Below are 17,598 nucleotides of genomic sequence, written 5' to 3'. Positions count from 1 at the left end.
AGTGCGAAGGGGTATAGGTGAAGAAGCATCACCTCAACAATAACAGACATGGTCAAAATCCATTGGGGGTGTCATTTTGGGTAATACAATCGTTAAAACACAAATTGAAGAAGTAAGAGAGTTCCTGTCCGACACAGTCGTTAAGCTTGAGGGCTTTCTGAACGGAACGACGCTGGAAGGTCTAAAGCAGGGCCAGCCTGCTGATGAGGAATATTATAAATCCATACTTTCAAGTCTCCGCAAGCTGGCGGTTTATTGTGAAGAAGGGCTTGATGCCTGTAAGGTGATCCTGCAGGCCGAAGTATTTTCAAAGCCAGCAGCAGAAAAGACACTATACAGAATCTACTATCAGTGCATCGAAGAATTCTTCTCTCCAAAAAATGATGCCTGGTATGAAGATAGCCGGTCTGCTTATACAGGCAAGAATGCCATTAAGTTCAGGCAGCCAGTGGCAGCTGAACTGAGCGGCTTGCTCGTTAGCCTGGAGAGCGGCTTCCAGGGTATCCGTGAAGAACTAGAATACTATGAGACGGATTACCGGACAAAAATGCTTCAATCAAGATAACAATTCAAGGAACAGCCAATAGGAGGCTGTTCCTTTTCTTTTTCGCGGAGTCACAGTTGAATAAGAGTGAAATCCAAAGCGCCAACATTGAGTTAAAACACTCCTTTTATGTCATAACATGCCTTGTCCCGCATAAACTTGTACAAACTGCCAAAGGAGACGAGGGTCAATCAATGAAAAGGATTTGGGTGAAACTATTAATAATCGTAACTCTGTTGATATACAGCATTCCTGGAACAGTCCAGGCCTCTGTTTCCGTAAGTGCCCGGAGTGCTGTTCTGATGGAACAGGAATCTGGAAGGGTGTTATTCGAAAAAGATGCGCACAAGGTGAGCAGGATTGCCAGTATTACCAAAATTATGACTGCGATCCTCGCGATTGAATCCGGGAAATTGGATGAAAAGGTAAAAGTAAGTGATCGGGCAGTCCGGGCTGAGGGCTCTTCGGTTTATTTGAAGCCAGGTGAAAAAATCAGGCTCGAGGACCTGGTGTATGGACTGATGCTGAGATCAGGGAATGACGCAGCCGTCGCCATTGCGGAACATGTGGGTGGAAGTGTCGATGGGTTCGTATTCATGATGAATGAGAAAGCGCAGCAAATCGGAATGACAGATACTCATTTTGCCAATCCGCATGGTCTCGATGATCATGAAAACCATGTTTCAACTGCGTATGATATGGCACTATTGACTCGCTATGCGATGAATAATGAGGAGTACAAGAAGATATCGGGAACAAAGGTCCACAGAGCACCAAATCCGACAGAAACATGGGACAGGGTCTGGAAAAATAAAAACAGGCTGCTGACAGAGAAATACAAGTACAGTACAGGCGGAAAGACAGGTTATACAAAACGGGCGAAAAGGACTCTGGTTTCAACAGCAAAGAAGGGCGATTTCGAAATGATTGCCGTCACTCTCAACGCACCTGATGATTGGAATGATCATATCCAATTGTTTGAAACGGCATTCTCCGATTATGATATCGCAGAAATTCTCTCGAAAGGAAAAGTGGACAGAATCAAGGACTCCCAATATAAAAATAAAGTCTACCTGGACCACTCCTTTGTTTATCCGCTGACTTCTGCAGAAGAAGAGCTAGTGAGAGTAGAATATCTTTTGAAAAAACCGGTGAAGGACCAGAGGGATATACAGGATCAGGAGATTGCCGGCCGGGCAAATGTGTTCCTTGAAGATAAACAGATAGCCAGTTTGCCTGTTTATTACAAGCCGGCAAAAAAAGACGATAAGTCATTTTTCGATTTATTTAAAAATATTTTTACATCAATAGCAGGGGTCATTGATCATGGTTAATTACATCTGGGTCGTGATGATCTTAATTGGCCTTGGGTTTGCAATGATCAATGGCACAATGTCAGAGGTGAATGAAGCAGTCTTTACAGGTGCGAAGGATGCGATCACCCTTAGTATCGGCTTGATCAGTATCCTTGTTTTTTGGCTGGGCATGATGCGGATCGCCGAGGATTCAGGATTATTGTCCAAACTTTCCAGCTTATTTAAGCCACTCATCTCAAGGCTGTTCCCGGAAGTACCGCCAAGCCATCCAGCGATGGGCTATATCCTGTCAAACATGATTGCGAATATGTTTGGGCTTGGGAATGCGGCTACACCACTTGGAATCAAAGCAATGGAAGAATTGAAACAGTTGAATGATGGGAAAAACGAAGCAAGCCGTTCGATGATCACCTTCCTGGCGATCAATACAGCAAGCATCACCCTCATCCCGACCACTGTGATTGCGATCAGGATGAATTATGATTCCGCAAATCCAACCGATATAGTAGGACCGACACTTGTGGCCACTGCAGTTTCAGCAGTCGCAGCGATTTTGATTGACCGGTTTTTTTACTATAGACGAAGCAAAAAGGGGTAAATCAAAATGGGAATTGTATCTGCGATATCACTATGGTTCATCCCTGTCTTGATCGCTTTCATCCTGATTTATGGGACATACAAAAAAGTCCCCACCTATGAGAGTTTTGTAGAAGGAGGCAAGGAAGGAATCAAAATGGCGGTGTCCATCATGCCATTCCTGGTAGGGATGATGGTCGCGATAGCAGTCTTCCGGGCATCAGGTGCACTTGATGTCATGGTGAACTGGATACGTCCGGGACTGGAGATAGTGGGGGTTCCTGCTGAAATCGTTCCACTTGCGCTGATCAGGCCCATTTCCGGAACAGCGGCTCTCGGAATTACCAGCGACCTGATTAGTGTCCATGGACCGGACTCCTTTATCGGTACCCTGGCTGCCACGCTCCAGGGAAGTACGGACACAACCTTCTACGTCCTCACCGTATATTTCGGTGCGGTAGGGATCAAAAAAATGGGAGATGCACTCAAAGTCGGCCTCCTTGCTGATGCAGTGGCAATCATAACAGCCATTATCGTGGTGACGTTCATGTTTTCAAAATAATGAAGATACCTTTCTTGGTATCTTCCCACTAAGTTGAGGAATCCTGTTGATTGGAGTGGAAGGCGCGTAGACTCCTGCGGGATCAGACGGACAGGTAAGACCCCGCATACGCCAACGGCGGCGAGGAGGCTCAGCGCCGGCCCCGCGGAAAGCGAAGCGCCTGGAACGGAAATCAACAGCCCTATTCCAGCACAAACCAAAAAAACTGCAGACGAGCTCGATTTCTATCGAGCTTGTCTACAGTCTGAGAAGATACCTTTCTTGGTATCTTCTTTATTTTTTTACCATAATTACTAAAAAATGTATTGAAGCAAGCGAATATATTAAAACATTGTTAAAGAACAATTAACATTCCCGATTTATTTTTCGCTTTTTACACCATTGCTTACTTTGAAATAAGCGAAAGTTATGTCATAATTCATAAGGATGGATTAGATATTTATATAACCCACGGTTAATTGATATTAAATAGGAGTGACCTTCATGGAAAGACTGCAAAAAGTGATTGCTCATGCAGGAATAGCATCGAGAAGAAAAGCCGAGGAAATGATCCTCGAAGGCAGAGTCAGGGTGAATGGCAGTGTTGTCAAAGAGCTTGGCCGCAAGGTGACTCCCTCTGACAAAGTTGAAGTGGATGGAGTGCAGATTGAGGGGGAGGAACCGGTATATTTCTTGTTCTATAAACCTCGCGGAGTCATTTCAAGTGTCCAGGATGACAAAGGGCGCAAAGTGGTAACGGACTTTTTCCAAACGATCGAACAGCGTATATATCCTGTAGGACGGCTGGATTATGATACTTCGGGGCTGCTTTTGTTGACGAACGACGGAGAATTTGCGAATTTGCTCATGCATCCAAGCAATGAAATCGACAAGGTGTATGTTGCGAAGGTAAAAGGGATTCCTACGAAGGAAAAACTGACAAGCCTTGCGAGAGGCGTCATGCTTGAGGATGGCAAAACCGCACCGGCAAAAACGAAGATGCTCAGTGTGGATAAAAAGAAAGATACCGCTATTGTCGAAATCACGATTCATGAGGGCCGGAACCGACAGGTCAGAAGAATGTTCGAGGCGATAGGCCATCCCGTATTGAAGCTTAAGCGGGAAAAATACGGATTCCTTACATTGAATAATCTAAGAACGGGAGAAATCAGGGAGCTGACCCATCACGAAGTAAAACAGCTGCGTGTATTGGCAATGAAAAAATCCTGACTTTTCAACATGAATATAGGTATAATGCTATAATAAGGGAGAAATACGGTGGGAGGTTTAGGGAATGAAGCAAAAACGACTGATCACTCGGACAATTATTCTCGCGGTAATGGCTTTGGCTGTCGGCTATACATTATATGCCAACATGAATAAGGATAAAAACCACAAAATCGTGGTTGGGAAGCCTGCACCTGATTTTGTCCTTGTTGATATGGAAGGCAATAAGCACAGGCTCTCTGAATATAGAGGGCAAGGGGTATTCCTGAACTTCTGGGCAACCTGGTGCAAGCCTTGCGAAAGGGAAATGCCTTATATCGAAAATCAGTACCAGCAGTTTAAGGATCAGGGAGTTCAGGTGCTTGCGGTCGATTCAGGTGAAACAGAGCTGGTTGTCAACAGATTCATAGATCGAAAAGGGCTGAATTTCCCTGTTATGATAGACGATGGATCAGTCCAGGCAGCATATGGAATCAATCCGCTGCCAATTACTTTTCTGATTGACAAAGAAGGCAATGTTGTGAAAAGTCATACCGGGGAATTAACTGAAGAAACAGTCCGTGATTTCATGGAACAGATTAAACCTTAAAGTAAGGGAAACAGGGAGTTTTTACTATGAAAGAAGTAAAATGTGAGTGCGGCCATGTCAATCCGCAGGGAACGATCCTTTGTGAATCTTGCGGAAGAGTGCTGGATGAAAAAGAGAAAGATAAACAGCTTCTTGACATGCGTTATGAGGGTAGTGCCCGTCGTTCACAAACTTATAACAAGACGATAATCGATAAGATCTGGAATTTCTTTTCATCAGTGAAAGTTGGGGTATGGCTGATTGTCATTCTCCTGATCGCATCCTCATTAGGGACGATCTTTCCACAGCAAATGTATATCCCGCCTGTAATGCCAGCGAGTGAATACTATGAAGAGCAGTACGGCTGGCTGGGCAAACTATATTATGACCTTGGTTTCCATAATTTATACAGTTCCTGGTGGTATCTGCTATTGATCGCTGCGCTGGGTATATCGCTTGTTATCGCAAGCCTTGACAGGGTGGTTCCATTATACAGATCCCTGAAAAAACAGCGGGTATCAAGGCATGAGAGTTTTCTAAAGCGCCAGAGAATGTTCCGTGTGTCGGAAGCGGAATTGACCGAGGAATCATCGGCGAAAATCAAGAGCAATTTAGCGAAAAAGGGCTATAAGCTGCGTGAGGAAAACGGTGATCTCCTTGCTGAGAAAAATCGCTTTTCCAGGTGGGGCCCATATGTAAACCACCTTGGCCTGATCATATTTTTGATCGGCGGCATGCTCCGCTTCGTACCAGGGATGTATGTAGATGAAATTCTCTGGTTAAGGGAAGGCGAAACAAAATCGATTCCTGGCACTGAAGGACGCTATTATCTCAAAAACAATCAATTTATCTTTGAAGTGTATGATAAGGATAAAGATGAAAAGGTCTTCAAGGATGCCATCAACAAGGTTGGTATGGTTGTTAAAAACTATCAGACGAATGCCACCTTGTACGAGAGACAGGGGGACATTGTCCCTGGGGAAAAACCAGAGCTTGAAAAGGTCCGTGACCAGTCCATCCAGGTTAATAAACCTTTGAAAGTAGATGGCTACGCCCTTTACCAGGTCGATTATAAGCTTGGTGAAATGAGCAAGATGGCATTCAAGATGGAGAATAAAAAGACAAAAGAACAATTTGGCGATGTCCAAGTAGATTTATATGATCCGAAAATGAACTATGATTTAGGGAATGGATACAAAGTCGAAGTCATGAGCTATTTCCCTGATTTTGAGTTTAATCAAGATGGGGAGCCTGCGACGAAATCACGTATTCCAAATAACCCTGCATTCATTTTCAAAATGTTCAGCCCGGAAAAACCGGAGGGCGAAGTCAGCTTCGTTGCGATCAGGCAGAATCTTGAGCCATTGGGAGAAAATGATTACAAGATGTCATTTGCAGGGATCGAGACGAAGAATGTAACAGCCCTGACTGTCAGAAAAGACCTTACGCTTTGGATCATCGGTCTTGGCGGCTTGATCTTCATGATCGGCGTCGTACAGGGAGCATACTGGAACCATCGTCGCTTATGGTTAAGAAGGGTCAATGGCAAGATTTGGACAGCCGCTCATACAAATAAAAACTGGCATGGTTTGAAGAGGGAGCTTGATGATGTCTTTGCTGATTCAGGAATACAGGCTCCGGAAGACCAGGAAGCCGGAGACAATAAGGAGTAAGGAGGGAATATAATGGTTGAGTTAAGTTCTAACTTTCTGTTTACAGCTTTTATCCTCTATTTAGTCGGTATTCTGTTTTTTGGGGGAGCGATCAAGGATAAGAGGCATGCTGATAAAAAAGGTGCTCCAAATAGATGGGCAAAGATTGGGATCATTGTTACAATCGCGGGTTTCCTTTCCCAGCTGACATTTTTCATCTTAAGGTGGATTGCTTCCGGCCACGCGCCTGTCAGCAATCTGTTCGAATTCACGACATTCTTCGGAATGTCATTGGTAGGAGCTTTCATCATCATTTATTTCATGTACAAAACGCCATTGCTTGGGTTGTTCACACTGCCTGTAGCGGCTTTGATCATTGCTTATGGAAGCATGTTTCCGAGGGATGTCACACCATTGATACCGGCATTGCAAAGTTATTGGCTCCATATTCACGTAACCACTACAGCGATCGGACAAGCAATCCTGGCAGTGAGTTTTGCTGCAGGCCTGATTTATCTTGTTAAAAGTGTCGACCAGACAAAGAGAACCAAAAGTAATATCTGGCTGGAAGTTGTCTTGTTTGGATTGATCAGTACACTCGGTTTCGTGTTTGTATCAAGCTACTTTGCTGCAACGGATTATTCTGCGAACTTCAACTATGTGAATAAAGAGGGACAGCCTGCGACAGAGGAATACACTATTCCTGCATTCGTTGGACCTCATCAGTATGAACTTACTGACAAACATCGTTTTGAACCATTGTTCGAAACTCCTGCCATCATCAGCGCGAAGAAATTGAATACGGTTATTTGGTCACTCGCGGCGGGTATAGTATTATATGCTTTATTCAGACTGATCCTACGCAAGCGTATCGCGGCTGCCCTACAGCCGTGGACGAAGAATATCAATTTGGATCTCGTCGATGAAATCGGTTATCGTTCTGTTCTGATCGGTTTTCCGGTGTTTACGCTCGGCGGCCTGATTTTTGCGATGATCTGGGCCCAAATTGCCTGGACAAGGTTCTGGGGTTGGGATCCAAAAGAAGTTTGGGCATTGATCACATGGCTGTTCTATGCAGCTTTCCTTCATCTGCGTCTTTCTAAAGGATGGCATGGAGAAAAGTCAGCATGGCTTGCAGTCATCGGTTTTATCATCATCATGTTCAATCTTGTAGCAGTTAACCTTGTTATTGCTGGACTGCATTCTTATGCAGGATCCTGATTTGTGTCAAAATAATGACAGCCTTCACTGTTTTAAGTGAAGGCCTTTTTTAAAAAAGCATGGAAAGAATACATTAGTTTATGTAAAATAATCGCAGGGAGGGATATACCTTATGGAAAAAGAAGTGAGGATTTTAGTAGTTGATGATGAAGAAAGAATCAGAAGATTATTGAAGATGTATCTTGAAAGAGAGAACTATATAATTGATGAAGCAGAAGACGGAAATGAAGCGCTGGCAAAATCGCTTGCAAATGACTATGACGTCATCCTGCTTGATTTGATGATGCCTGGAAAAGACGGAATCGAGGTCTGTCGTGACCTCCGCGAAAAGAAGTCAACTCCTGTCATCATGCTCACTGCTAAAGGTGAGGAAGTGAACAGGGTTCAGGGCTTCGAAGTCGGAACGGATGATTACATCGTCAAACCATTCAGCCCGCGTGAGGTTGTTTTGCGTGTCAAGGCTATGCTGCGACGTTCCTCGAGCACGAGCTACCTGCAGACTGAAACGACTGCTAAAGACGTGATTGTTTTCCCTCATTTAACCATTGATAATGATGCCCACAGGGTTTTAGCTGATGGCAAGGAAGTGAGCTTGACACCGAAGGAATATGAATTGCTCTATTTCCTGGCAAAAGCCCCGGATAAGGTGTTTGACCGTGAGCAATTGCTCAAGGAAGTCTGGCACTATGAATTCTTTGGTGACTTACGTACCGTAGATACGCATGTAAAAAGATTGCGTGAGAAGCTGAACAAAGTATCTGAACAGGCTGCTAAAATGATTGTTACAGTCTGGGGGGTTGGCTACAAGTTCGAGGTAGTCAATGAATGATGTTTTGGAGAAGCGTAGTAGGTAAGCTTTGGATTACCATCCTTTTGCTCGTTTCCTTCGTATTGTTCATCCTTACGGTCATGCTGATGGAATTCTTTGAAAACTATCATATTAATGAAACCCGAAAAGATATGACCAATACGGCTGAAAAGATTGCCAGGGTGCTTGAAGACCACCCTGGCAACGAGGAAGGTCTGGGCCTTGAAATCGCCTGGGAAATGGTCGATGACAATTCAAGAGTCACGGTCATCAGGGATCAAAATACGTATCAGTATTCTCCAGCAAGCGAGGAAGCTGCTCATGTGCCCATCTCTTTTTTTACAAAGGACAAAGACCTGTCTGAAGTTTTCGAAAAAGACAAGACAGTGGACATCATTACATCATTGCCTGGTGTTTCAAATGAGGTCGATGACACCCAGTATTTAATGATAGGGGTGCCGCTGCATCAGTATGAAAAAGAAAACGGCGCGGTTTTTATCTATCAGTCCTTGGCTGTCATGAAAGAAACGACTCGCCTGACTACAAAATTCATCCTGCTGGCAGCAGGTGTGGCGATTGTCCTTACGACCATTTTCGCCTTCTTCCTGTCAACAAGGATCACCTCACCATTAAGGAAAATGAGGGAGGCCGCCTTTGAAGTCGCCAGGGGTAAGTTTGACACTAAGGTGCCGATCCTCACCCATGACGAAATTGGCGAATTGGCTACAGCCTTCAACCAGATGGGCAGGCAGCTGAAATTCAATATGAACGCCCTGAGCCAGGAAAAAGAACAGCTTACAAGCATCCTCAGTTCTATGGCGGACGGCGTAATCACCTTCAATCGTGATGGCACCATCCTGATTACGAATCCACCTGCCGAGATTTTTTTGAGGTATTGGTATTATGAGCAAGGGCTTGTGTCGGAGAATACAGATGCTGTTCCTTCCGAAGTCATGGAATTGTTCCAGCTTGCGGTCAATACGGAAAAAGAACAAGTTGGCGAAATCACTGCCCAGGGCAGGACATGGGTCATCATTGTCAGTCCGCTATATAACAAAAGGTTCATCCGTGGTGCTGTAGCCGTTGTAAGGGATATGACCGAGGAGAGAAAGCTCGACAAAATGAGGGAAGATTTTATCGCGAATGTTTCACATGAACTGCGCACGCCGATTTCGATGATGCAGGGATACAGTGAAGCGATCGTCGATGATATTGCCCAGACAGATGAAGAGAAGAAGGAAATGGCTAAGGTCATTTACGATGAGTCTCTGCGCATGGGCCGTCTTGTCAATGAACTTCTTGACTTAGCGCGTATGGAAGCAGGACATATTCTGCTTAATGTGGAGTCCGTCGAATTGGAACCATATATCAACAGAGTTATCCGCAAGTTCCAAGGTCTGGCGAAGGATAAAGGAATTGATCTGTCAGCGCATCTCGAAGCAGAGGAACGACACTTCCGCTTTGACCCCGACAGAATCGAGCAAGTGCTGACCAATTTAATCGATAATGCAATCAGGCATGTGCCGGATTCTGCATCGGTGGAAATCAAAGCAAGAACCGATGAACGCGGTCTTTATTTCGAAGTCAGCGACCAGGGGCCGGGCATTCCCGAAGAGGACTTGCCGTTCCTGTTCGAGCGCTTTTACAAGGGGGATAAGTCAAGGACACGTGGAGTTTCCGGAACGGGTCTCGGACTGGCTATCGCCAAAAATATCATCGACGCACATCGAGGTATTATTTCTGTAAAAAGCAAACTAGGACAAGGTACGACATTTTCCTTCTTCATCCCTCGAAATATCGAATAACTTGCCGACTATTCTTGATTCACAAGGAACAATGATGTTCCTGCTATAGGCTGCCCCCATTTGAACAAATTGGGGCAGCCTATTTTTATTTTTATTCGCTTTCATTACGGACCTTGTTCTAAATGGGGAGTTGGCGAGTAATGGTGCAGCAGCAACTTAAACCATGACGGACAGAAACAGCGAAAAAACGGAAAAAAGTGTCCGGCATCAAGGTCATAACGGACAGAAACAGCGGAAAAACAGGAAAAAGTGTCCGTCATTAGGCCCATGACGGACAAAAACAGCGGAAAAACCAGAAAAAGTGCCCGTCAACACTTCATCCCCCTACTCCAAGTCAATTATAATTCTCCTCCGAAAAACTCTTTCATTTCCAATCTAAAAATAATATAGTTAATATGAAACTTTCTTAGCTGTTTAACGACTAATCTAATGAATGCGGAGGCGAAGAGACCTATGAACTCCGTTTTTGATGAATTGTATCAAAAATATCATCATGACGTTTTTCAATTTTTATTTTATATGGTGAAAAGCAGGGAACAGGCTGAGGATCTTGTACAGGAGGTCTACATCCGTGTTCTCAAGGCTTACGACAGGTTCGAAGGGAAAAGCAGTGAAAAAACCTGGCTTTTCTCAATCGCGAAAAATGTCGCGATTGATCATTTCCGGAAGCAGAAGGGCTGGAAGCAGCGATTGCTTGAGAGCTTCGATATGTCGGCACGACAAGTAAAGGACGAACAGCCGCTTCCGGAGGAAATGGCCCTTCAAAGTGAAGAAATTCAAATGATGTACAAGTGCCTCGATCAATGCACAGTCGACCAGCGAATGGTCATCATCATGCGCTATATACATGAACTGACGATTTCCGAAACGGCCGAAGCTTTAGCGTGGACGGAAAGCAAGGTCAAGACGACACAGCACCGTGCTTTGAAGACACTGAAAAAGCTTATGGAAGAAATGAATGAAAAGGAAGGGATGACTAGTGAAAAAGTCACAGCTAAGCGATAAGCAGCTAGAAGATCTCCTTGGCCAGATGCCTAAGATAAAAGATCATCGCGACTCTCGTGACATTTATCAAAATATCGCCCATCGGGTGGAAAAAAGAAAGAAAATGCCTACATGGGTCATTCCAGGTGCGGCTCTTGCAGCAGTACTCTTCCTCGCCTTTATTCTTTCCCCGGGGTTGATGGGGAACAACTTCTCTGAACAAAAGAGCATGGACAGCAGCTCTGCTAAGGGAGAAAAGTCGTCCATGGATATGGATACTGCGATCAGGGATGATTCAGCAAATGAAAGTGCTGGTGAGAAGGAAAATACACTTATGATGGACTCAGCCGATAGGAAAGAAAAGACTGAGGAATTCGCCAAAATGGATATAACAAATCCATATGAAAGCCTGATTTCATTGTATCCAGATGAGTTCGATCCCGAAATTACAGATGTATTCACATATGCAATTCCAGATCAGCAGGCGAGGAAAGTTGTGCCGGTCTCGGTAACGAGGTCAAAGGAGACAGGAAAAACCTGGATACAAAGCTATACAGAAACGATGCCAAAGCTTAAGGAAGAGGAATGGGGACTGGCGGAATACTACCCAATGGATGCTTCCTGGAGCTATGATGAAGCGAAGAAAACATTGACAATGGATGTAAAGGAAAATCATCCATATAGATATGGTAGTGCAGCAGAGGTCATGTTTGTAGATTCGATGACACAGAATTTCTCGGATGTTGGAATAGAAAAAATGCTTCTGACAACAGAGGGGAACCCGGGGATTGAGTTGGGGAACTATGGTCTAAAGAAAGAACTTCCACTCACCCCAGAAACAACAAAAAGAAGAGCATACTTGTTTTTGACAGTGGAAGGAATGCCAAATCCATACCTTGTACCGACAAAGGAACAGCATAAGACAATCGGGGAAGCATTTGCGCAGATGTGGAAGGGAGATGAAACTGGATATCTTTCACCTTCACTCCCGGAAAATTTCAAGCTGGCAAAAACCGAATCTAATGATAAAGTTCTGGAAATCACCTTAAAGGATGATACAAAGCTGCAGGAAGATTTCATGCCCAATCTCGAGGCGATCCTGATGACTGCTAGCGAGTTTGATTACAAAGGTGTTAGGTTTACCAATGCAAACATTGACCAGCTGGGGCCATTCAATTTGAAAGAAATTCTCCCGCTGCCACTCGCTCCAAACAAGAAGAAGATTGAAAGTGAATAAATGAGCTGCTGTTTATAAACGGGAGCTGAGCAGAAAAAGGAAGGCCGTGCAGGTCTTTCTTTTTTTGGCTTTTTCAAATGCAACTAATTTTCCTTCTTTTGTATAAAAAAGCAGCTAACCACCAATTATAACGAATGTGCTTTTTTAGCTGCTGCTTTTTCATCCCGCAGTTCTATTTTCGTACAGGCTGTCATAGGGATGGAAAGGGAGTAAAAAGTTAAGGAGGAAGAAAATGCAGGATTATCTAAAGCGATTGCTCATTGCCGGGTTAATGGCACTCTGTATCAGCTTGCTGTTTCTTGGCGGAAAGCACTCTCAGGCAGAAATGCTCAATATACCAGAACTGACTTCAGACTGGGTATGGCCGGCGGAAGGGGTCATCACCGACTTGTACGGAACACGTCATGGCCATCATAAAGGAATTGATATCGCAGGTGAGTTCAAAACACCTATACATAGTGTGGATAAGGGAATTGTTACAAAGTCATATTATTCAGGTTCATATGGACATGTTGTGTTTATAAAGCACGATAATAACCTGGAAACTGTGTATGCACATTTGAATAAAAGGAATGTTGAGGAAGGACAGGCTGTCAACCAGGGAGATATTATCGGCCTTATGGGCAATACGGGGGATTCCTCAGGTGTCCATCTTCATTTCGAAATCCATAAGGAGAAATGGACGTATGAAAAAGAAAATGCTGTAGATCCCGTTTTGGCACTTGGAGACACCGCTGTCGGCGATCCTGTTGAGGCTATGGCGAAGGTAGAAGAAGTAACAATGGAAACAGTCGCCAGGCTTCGGTTAGTGGATGATAGTGTGATAGATGATCAACAGGGCAGCTTGAAAATTGAACCTGCAGGAAAAAATGAGCAAAAGTCAGTGGCGGCAGATTCGCTGCAAGCTGAAATAAAGCATACAGTCAAACCAGGAGATACTCTATGGTCGATTGCCAAGAAGTATGAAACCTCTGTAGACACTATCAAGCAGTATAATCAACTCAAGAGTGATCAAATAACCAGTGGTGCTGTGTTAGTCATTGGTAAATCTGCTGAAAATAAGTATGTCGTTGTTTCCGGGGATACTTTGAATTCGATTGCAAGAAAGACAAAGACAACTGTCAGCCAGTTGAAAGCATTGAACAACTTGACAACGGACACAATCCAGCCGCAGCAAATATTGAATACCCGCTAAGCAATTTCTTGTTCCTGCCATCACTTGAAAGTATAATGGGGAAAAGAGTCGCAGGAGGGGATGGGGAAATGCTGACGGATTATCATAATCATTTGGAAAGAGGCACACTGACACTTGATTACTTGAAGCAGTTTACAGATACAGCCAGCTCGAAAGGAATTCAACATTTCGGGATTTCAGAGCATGCATATCATTTCTACCAGACAGCGGATATTTTGCGAAATAGCTGGGTAGATGAGCGCAGATTTTATGATATGGCAGATTATGTCCATCTATTTGAAGAGGCTTGGAAAAATGAAATTGACGTGAAGATGTCCATCGAGATGGATTACACTCCAGGCAAGCATAAGGAAATGGAAGCCTTCATCAAAAGCTACGATTTTCACTATGTGATCGGATCGATCCACTGGATCGGCGATTTTGGGATTGACCTCGCGGAATACCGAAAAGAATGGGATAAAAGGGACGTTAATGAAGTGTACCGAAAATATTTTGACCAGGTGGTGACCCTTGCCCAATCGAATCTATTTGATATCATCGGGCATATTGATCTTGTTAAGATATTTAACTATGTCCCTGAAGAAGAAAGCTTCCTTTTGGAGCAGTATGACAGGGCGACGACAGCCCTCTCACAATCAAAGACTTGTGTTGAAATAAGTACTGCTGGACTGCGTAAGCCCACTCAGACTTTGTATCCCGATAAAAGGCTTTTGCAGATGTGCTTTGATAAAAAAATTCCGATTGTATTATCATCTGATGCCCATGTCCCTGAACATGTTGGCGCTGATTTTGATCAGGCCCTCGAGCTTGCGAAAGAGGTTGGCTACAGCGAGATCATGACTTTTTCCAAAGGTGAACGAAAAGCTTTCCCACTGGGTTAGGAATCATCCCCCCAAAAAAACAGGCCTCGAATTAACCATCGGGGCCTGTTCAGTGAGATTAGAGAATAATGCTGTTGATTGTAACGATATCCTTTAGGGACTCAAGCTGGGCAATCATTTCTGGTGAGAGCGGCTTGTCGAAGGATAGGACCATAATGGCTTCGCCTCCAGCTTCCTTCCTGCCAACCTGCATCGTGGCGATGTTGACATCATGGTCGCCGAGGATCCTTCCTACATGGCCGATGACACCTGGACGGTCCATATGCTGGATATACAGCAGGTTGCCTGATGGGTGGAAATCGATATTAAATCCATCGAGGCTGACAATCCTTGGCCCGTAGTTTTCAATATAAGTTCCTCTCACTGTAAAAGCTTCCCCGTCTCCGCGTGCGGTGACGGTCACGGTGTTTGCGTAGCCGAAAGAATTTCCTGTCACTTTTTCCCCGACCATGATTCCCCGCTCTTTTGCAATATGGATCGCATTCACTTCATTCACTTTCACATCGATTCGATTTTCGAAAAAGCCTGCCAGCAGTGCTTTGGTCAAAAACGCGGTTTCGAGCTCAGCGGCCGTGCCTGAATACGTTGCTGTCAATTCATTGACGCCTTTGTTGTGGCATTCAGAGACAATTTTGCCAATTTCCTTTGCCAACTGGTGGAAAGGCTGTATTTTTTCATAGATTTCTTTAGACATGGCTGGCAGATTGATTGAGTTGGCTACAGGTTTGTTTTCAAAAAAGGTACGGATTTCCCTGGCCACCTGAGTAGCGACATTCAGCTGCGCTTCTTTGGTCGAAGCGCCAAGGTGCGGGGTAACAATGACGGAATCGAATTTAAGTAAAGGATGATCTCCTGGGGGTTCGACTTCGAAAACATCCAGAGCAGCACCTGCAACATGCCCTTTTTCGATAAAGTGGGCGAGGGCCATTTCATCGATGATTCCGCCTCTGGCGCAGTTCAAAAGATAGACACCTTTTTTTGTCTGGCTCAAAGTCTTTTCATTAAGGAGCCCTTTCGTTTCTTTCGTCAAAGGTGTGTGGACAGAGATGATATCCGCTTCCTGAAGAACGTTGTCGAAAGTGGATAATTGTACGCCTAAGACTTCTGCGCGTTCCTGGGTTAAAAATGGATCGAACACCTTCACGGACATCCCGAAAGCCCTTGCCCTTTTGGCGAGTTCGGATCCGATCCTTCCCAAACCGATGATTCCCAACGTTTTGCTGTGAAGTTCATTGCCGATGAACTGGTTTCTTTTCCACTCCCCGTTTTTAACAGTCGAGTGAGCCTGGGGGATATTCCTCATCAATGCAGACATCATTGCAAAGGTATGTTCAGCGGTGGAGATTGTATTGCCGTCTGGAGCATTGACGACGACAATTCCTCTTTTCGTCGCCGCGGCAATATCAATATTATCGACACCGACACCTGCCCGTCCGACGATTTTCAATGAGGGCATGGAGTCGAGCAGTTCGGCCGTCACCTTTGTCGTGCTTCTGACCAATAGTGCATCGACTTTTTCCAAGTCAACCAGTCCTGAATCGATTCCGCCCATATACACTTGTGCATGCTTCCACTCCAGCAAAGGCTGCAAGCCCTGTTCTTTAATTGAATCGGCAGCTAACACCTGATACATACTTTTCACTCCCTTATGTAAATAAAAATAATTTTCTGATTATTTTACAAGACGAATATTCTTTTGTCAAATGGTCCTAATGTTCTTAAAATCAATGTAAACGCTCTCTCAATAGAAAATACTATGAGGAATTTAGCTTTGATTTCCGAATTTTAAGGCCTCTCCTTAATCATATTCCTTAAGGAAGGAGAATAGGATGGATTTTGGGTGACATAAAATCGTCACAAGCAAACATCTTCACAAAAATTCTTTTTTTCAGTATAATAAACATGTTAATTAAATATGGTCTATCTTCGGGGCAGGGTGAAATTCCCGATCGGCGGTGATGAGGAGACTTCCTCTAAGCCCGCGAGCCTGTAAGGGCAGGATTTGGTGCGATTCCAAAGCCGACAGTATAGTCTGGATGGGAGAAGATGGAGGTTCTGCAGACATTCAAAAAATGCAGGTTTTGAATGTTTATTAAGCATGCCTTAGTCAATTCTCCCTCAAGCATAAAACTTGGGGGATTTTATTTGTCTATGGGTATGTGAATGCTGAATCTTTCTTCTTTATGTGAGATGGATCTCTATAAGGAGAGAGGGAAATGAAAAAATTTAGTGTAAAAGCAATGGTTTCAATTGGAATGTTGAGCAGTATATCTTACGTATTGATGCTGCTGAATTTTCCGCTGCCGCCGTTTCCAAAATTCTTGATGGTCGATTTCAGCGACATTCCTGCATTGATTGCTGCATTGATCTTCGGTCCGGCAGCTGGTATTTTAGTAGAACTTTTTAAGAACATCCTTGATTATTTCATGACTGGCAGTGAAACTGGAGTGCCAGTTGGCCATGCCGCCAACTTCGCTGCAGGAGTTTTATTCATCCTGCCAACTTACTATTTATATCAGCGTGTAAAAACGAAAAAGGGAATGACATTCGCATTAGTGGCTGGAACTGTCAGCATGGCCATTCTGATGAGTGTCCTTAATTACTACGTATTCCTGCCAGCCTACACAATGTTCCTTAATATGCCGGCAATGTCCGGTCCAGAAACAAAACAGTTCATTGTAGCCGGTATCCTGCCTTTCAACTTCGTAAAAGGCTTGTTGATGTCTGTCGTGTTCATGCTGATGTTCACGAGAATGAAGACATGGATTGAAAGACAGCAAAACTATAAGAGTGCCTAATTATATATTTGACGATATAAAGCAACGGCCTGCACCGTTGCTTTTTAATTTTTCATTGTATAGGAAATGATAAATGCATTTTTTGTGGATAATTCCATATGAGTGTCTTAATCCAGCTCCAGCGCCTAGCCAGTTTTCATCCTTGAGTGCGCTTCCTCGAGTATCTTGCGATAAGCGTTAGCTTTGAGCAGCTCGAGACGCTTGGCTAGCTGCGGCTCCTAACTCCTCGAGACGTTTCGGTCCTG

At 44.2% G+C, this 17,598-nt stretch carries 16 protein-coding genes and 1 riboswitch; of the genes, 15 read left to right on the top strand and 1 reads right to left on the bottom strand.

The window, feature by feature from the left end; all coding sequences use genetic code 11:
• Positions 1-76: 76 nt before the first annotated feature.
• From ACNAZ4_RS15940 to ACNAZ4_RS15875, 14 genes are all read left to right on the top strand, one after another.
• On the top strand, positions 77-565 hold the full coding sequence (locus ACNAZ4_RS15940; RefSeq protein WP_415815871.1) for a YpuI family protein: 489 nt from the start codon (positions 77-79) through the stop codon (positions 563-565).
• Positions 566-738: 173 nt separating this feature from the next.
• Complete coding sequence (locus tag ACNAZ4_RS15935; protein ID WP_415815869.1) at positions 739-1,878, top strand: D-alanyl-D-alanine carboxypeptidase family protein; 1,140 nt, start codon at positions 739-741, stop codon at positions 1,876-1,878.
• A complete protein-coding gene (locus tag ACNAZ4_RS15930) occupies positions 1,871-2,458 on the top strand; it encodes a nucleoside recognition domain-containing protein (RefSeq protein WP_415815867.1) in 588 nt (195 codons plus the stop codon). Before ACNAZ4_RS15935 ends, ACNAZ4_RS15930 begins: the two co-directional genes overlap by 8 nt.
• Before the next feature lie 6 nt (positions 2,459-2,464).
• A complete protein-coding gene (locus ACNAZ4_RS15925; protein WP_415815865.1) occupies positions 2,465-2,998 on the top strand; it encodes a spore maturation protein in 534 nt (177 codons plus the stop codon).
• Between the two features lie 483 nt (positions 2,999-3,481).
• The gene (rluB, locus tag ACNAZ4_RS15920) at positions 3,482-4,207 is read left to right on the top strand and encodes a 23S rRNA pseudouridine(2605) synthase RluB (RefSeq protein WP_415815863.1); all 726 of its coding nucleotides are present in this window, start codon (positions 3,482-3,484) and stop codon (positions 4,205-4,207) included.
• Between the two features lie 64 nt (positions 4,208-4,271).
• Complete coding sequence (gene resA / locus ACNAZ4_RS15915) at positions 4,272-4,793, top strand: thiol-disulfide oxidoreductase ResA (RefSeq protein ID WP_415815861.1); 522 nt, start codon at positions 4,272-4,274, stop codon at positions 4,791-4,793.
• Positions 4,794-4,819: 26 nt separating this feature from the next.
• Entirely contained in the window at positions 4,820-6,445 is a 1,626-nt protein-coding gene (resB, locus tag ACNAZ4_RS15910; RefSeq protein ID WP_415815859.1) for a cytochrome c biogenesis protein ResB, read from the top strand.
• Positions 6,446-6,457: 12 nt separating this feature from the next.
• On the top strand, positions 6,458-7,645 hold the full coding sequence (gene ccsB / locus ACNAZ4_RS15905; RefSeq protein WP_415815857.1) for a c-type cytochrome biogenesis protein CcsB: 1,188 nt from the start codon (positions 6,458-6,460) through the stop codon (positions 7,643-7,645).
• Between the two features lie 112 nt (positions 7,646-7,757).
• Positions 7,758-8,474 carry a response regulator transcription factor gene (locus ACNAZ4_RS15900; protein WP_415815855.1) on the top strand — a complete coding sequence of 239 codons (717 nt, stop codon included), beginning with the start codon at positions 7,758-7,760 and terminating at the stop codon, positions 8,472-8,474.
• The gene (locus tag ACNAZ4_RS15895; RefSeq protein ID WP_415815853.1) at positions 8,471-10,258 is read left to right on the top strand and encodes an ATP-binding protein; all 1,788 of its coding nucleotides are present in this window, start codon (positions 8,471-8,473) and stop codon (positions 10,256-10,258) included. Before ACNAZ4_RS15900 ends, ACNAZ4_RS15895 begins: the two co-directional genes overlap by 4 nt.
• Positions 10,259-10,711: 453 nt before the next feature.
• On the top strand, positions 10,712-11,263 hold the full coding sequence (gene sigX, locus ACNAZ4_RS15890) for an RNA polymerase sigma factor SigX (RefSeq protein WP_415815851.1): 552 nt from the start codon (positions 10,712-10,714) through the stop codon (positions 11,261-11,263).
• Positions 11,238-12,479, top strand: coding sequence for a hypothetical protein (locus tag ACNAZ4_RS15885; protein ID WP_415815849.1), 1,242 nt, complete (start codon positions 11,238-11,240; stop codon positions 12,477-12,479). Before sigX ends, ACNAZ4_RS15885 begins: the two co-directional genes overlap by 26 nt.
• A gap of 232 nt (positions 12,480-12,711) precedes the next feature.
• Positions 12,712-13,674 carry a M23 family metallopeptidase gene (locus ACNAZ4_RS15880; RefSeq protein WP_415815847.1) on the top strand — a complete coding sequence of 321 codons (963 nt, stop codon included), beginning with the start codon at positions 12,712-12,714 and terminating at the stop codon, positions 13,672-13,674.
• Positions 13,675-13,742: 68 nt separating this feature from the next.
• Complete coding sequence (locus ACNAZ4_RS15875) at positions 13,743-14,555, top strand: histidinol-phosphatase (protein ID WP_415815845.1); 813 nt, start codon at positions 13,743-13,745, stop codon at positions 14,553-14,555.
• Positions 14,556-14,613: 58 nt separating this feature from the next.
• Here the strand turns inward: ACNAZ4_RS15875 and serA are convergent, their stop codons facing one another.
• Positions 14,614-16,188, bottom strand: a complete 1,575-nt coding sequence (gene serA, locus ACNAZ4_RS15870; protein ID WP_415815843.1) for a phosphoglycerate dehydrogenase — start codon at positions 16,186-16,188, stop codon at positions 14,614-14,616.
• A 285-nt stretch (positions 16,189-16,473) separates the two neighbouring features.
• Positions 16,474-16,607, top strand: a riboswitch (FMN riboswitch).
• Between the two features lie 164 nt (positions 16,608-16,771).
• On the opposite strand from serA, the gene ACNAZ4_RS15865 reads away from it, so the two are divergent.
• Positions 16,772-17,353: an ECF transporter S component gene (locus tag ACNAZ4_RS15865; RefSeq protein ID WP_415815841.1), complete on the top strand. Its 582-nt coding sequence runs from the start codon at positions 16,772-16,774 to the stop codon at positions 17,351-17,353.
• Positions 17,354-17,598 lie beyond the last annotated feature (245 nt).

Origin of the sequence: Mesobacillus thioparans (genome assembly GCF_965138835.1) — a bacterium.
Classification (GTDB): Bacteria; Bacillota; Bacilli; order Bacillales; family Cytobacillaceae; genus Mesobacillus; species Mesobacillus thioparans.
Note: the sequence above shows the minus strand (reverse complement) of the source record. Positions and strands in the feature narration are given on the sequence as shown.